At 47.7% G+C, this 2,159-nt stretch carries 2 protein-coding genes and 2 pseudogenes; 3 read left to right on the forward strand and 1 reads right to left on the reverse strand.

Annotation, left to right across the window (positions count from 1 at the left end):
* Positions 1–279 (forward strand): annotated as a pseudogene (locus PX484_RS13105) (NAD-dependent epimerase/dehydratase family protein); the annotation flags it as partial.
* 68 nt (positions 280–347) lie between these two features.
* On the opposite strand, the gene PX484_RS13110 reads toward PX484_RS13105, so the two are convergent.
* Complete coding sequence (locus tag PX484_RS13110) at positions 348–560, reverse strand: DUF2839 domain-containing protein (RefSeq protein ID WP_046661580.1); 213 nt, start codon at positions 558–560, stop codon at positions 348–350.
* Positions 561–713: 153 nt separating this feature from the next.
* Between PX484_RS13110 and PX484_RS13115 the strand changes: the two genes are divergently transcribed.
* Together PX484_RS13115 and PX484_RS13120 are read left to right on the forward strand one after the other, a co-directional pair.
* Positions 714–1,949, forward strand: coding sequence for an LL-diaminopimelate aminotransferase (locus tag PX484_RS13115; protein ID WP_002801597.1), 1,236 nt, complete (start codon positions 714–716; stop codon positions 1,947–1,949).
* 92 nt (positions 1,950–2,041) lie between these two features.
* Positions 2,042–2,159 (forward strand): annotated as a pseudogene (locus PX484_RS13120) (metallophosphoesterase); the annotation flags it as partial.

A 2,159-nucleotide genomic window follows, 5' to 3' on the forward strand; every position in this document is an offset into this window, starting at 1 on the left:
AAAGCTTGCGCGGCAGCCATGGGGAAAAATGCCGAGGAAATCGAGATTGTTAACTATAACCCCAAAAAATTTGACTTCGGCAAAAAGAAACCTTTCCCCCTGCGGGTTCAACATTTTTACGCTGATATTAATAAGGCCACCCGGGAGTTAAACTGGCAGCCCGAATATGATCTCGTCAGTGGTTTAGCAGACTCCTTCCAGAATGATTATCTCCCTTCCGGTCGCGATCGGCAAGAAATAGACTGGGCGATCGATGACCAGATCTTGGCAAACCAATAAAATTAATTTTCTGGTGGGGAGTTTTTTACTGATAACTGATAACTGATAACTGATGCAGCTTTAACTGGTCATTGGACATTCCACCAACCGAAGGCCGGCCCGACAAAACGAATAACTAGCCAAACCCCGGCTAAAACTCCTATACCAATCCAGGCACCCCTAGTGGTTAACTTGTAAGCTTGGGATGCTTGACTTTTGGTAATCGGTAGCCAAGGCAGGATATTTTCTTCCTGTCCATACTTATCACCCAGGGCCGATTGACGACGTTTTGATTCACCCATACTAATGTCAGTTATTAAGACGTTTTTCTCTGATTGTATATCGAAAGACAACAGGCCACACCCAATCCTAGTCCGTGAAGGAGGGCGATCGAAACTGACGGCCGACGACTGACTGTTATAAAATTAAAGGTTGCGACTGAAACGAGAATAATTATGGCAACCATTAACAGTAATTACTTAAAACTAAAAGCGGGTTATCTTTTCCCGGAAATTGCCCGACGAGTCCAAGCTTTTGCGGCAGCCAATCCCGATGCTAATATTATCCGTCTGGGGATTGGGGATGTCACCGAACCTTTGCCCCTAGCTTGTCGCGAGGCCATGATCAAAGCGGTGCAGGAAATGGGCGATCGCTCTAGCTTTAAGGGTTACGGGCCAGAACAGGGTTATGCTTGGTTAAGGGAGAAAATCGCTGTCAATGATTTTCAGGCTCGCGGTTGTGAGATAAGTGCCGATGAAATCTTTATTTCCGACGGTTCTAAGTGCGATACGGGCAATATTCTCGATATTTTTGGGGATAATAACTCGATCGCCGTGACCGACCCAGTATATCCCGTTTACGTTGATACTAACGTTATGGCCGGACACACGGGAGAGGTCAACGAACGCGGCGAATACGAGGGTCTGATTTATCTGCCAATTACCGCCGAAAATAACTTTACTGCCCAGATTCCGGCGGAAAAAGTCGATTTAATCTATCTCTGTTTTCCCAACAATCCCACCGGGGCCACGGCTACCAAAGAACATTTGACAGCTTGGGTCAATTATGCTAGGGCCAACGGATCGATTATCTTTTTTGATGCGGCCTATGAGGCCTTTATCACCGATGCCAGTTTACCCCATTCCATCTATGAAATCGAGGGGGCGCGGCAATGTGCGATCGAATTTCGCTCTTTTTCTAAAAATGCCGGTTTTACCGGGACCCGTTGCGCTTTAACCGTGGTTCCCCAAAGTCTCATGGCCAAAGCGGCCGACGGGACGGATGTGCAACTCTGGAAACTGTGGAATCGTCGGCAATCGACCAAATTTAACGGCGTTTCCTACATTGTCCAACGGGGGGCCGAGGCGGTTTATTCCCCAGAAGGACAGGCACAAGTAGAAGAACTTGTCAAGTTTTATTTACAAAATGCAACAATTATCCGAGAAAAATTAACCGCTGCCGGTTTAGAAGTGCATGGCGGCGTAAATGCGCCCTACGTTTGGGTAAAAACGCCCCAGGGTCTGTCGAGTTGGGATTTCTTCGATAAACTGCTACATACCTGTAATGTGGTGGGGACCCCCGGATCTGGCTTTGGGGCCGCCGGAGAGGGTTATTTCCGGCTATCGGCTTTTAATAGTCGTGCCAACGTCGAGGCCGCTATGGAGAGAATTATCGATAAATTTCAAGGCTAATGGTCAAAAGAGGGATGTTTGTGGAAGCATCCCCCAACAACCCCATCGGGAATTGATAGACTTTTGACATACTCACCGACAACGGCTCACCGATGCGACCCTTTTGGTTAGAATCCTTACAGGTAGAAAGATTAACGATCGCAATTGCTGGCCTACCGGCACATCTGCAAGGGATCAAGTTGGTGCAGTGGTCAGATCTGCACTGCGATG

Source organism: Microcystis sp. M49636_WE2, from assembly GCF_030065375.1.
GTDB lineage: Bacteria > Cyanobacteriota > Cyanobacteriia > Cyanobacteriales > Microcystaceae > Microcystis > Microcystis aeruginosa_C.

Coding starts and splice junctions, on each gene's coding strand:
- PX484_RS13110 (WP_046661580.1), bottom strand. CDS start 560: ATGGGTGAATCAAAACGTCGTCAATCGGCCCTGGGTGATAAGTATGGA.
- PX484_RS13115 (WP_002801597.1), top strand. CDS start 714: ATGGCAACCATTAACAGTAATTACTTAAAACTAAAAGCGGGTTATCTT.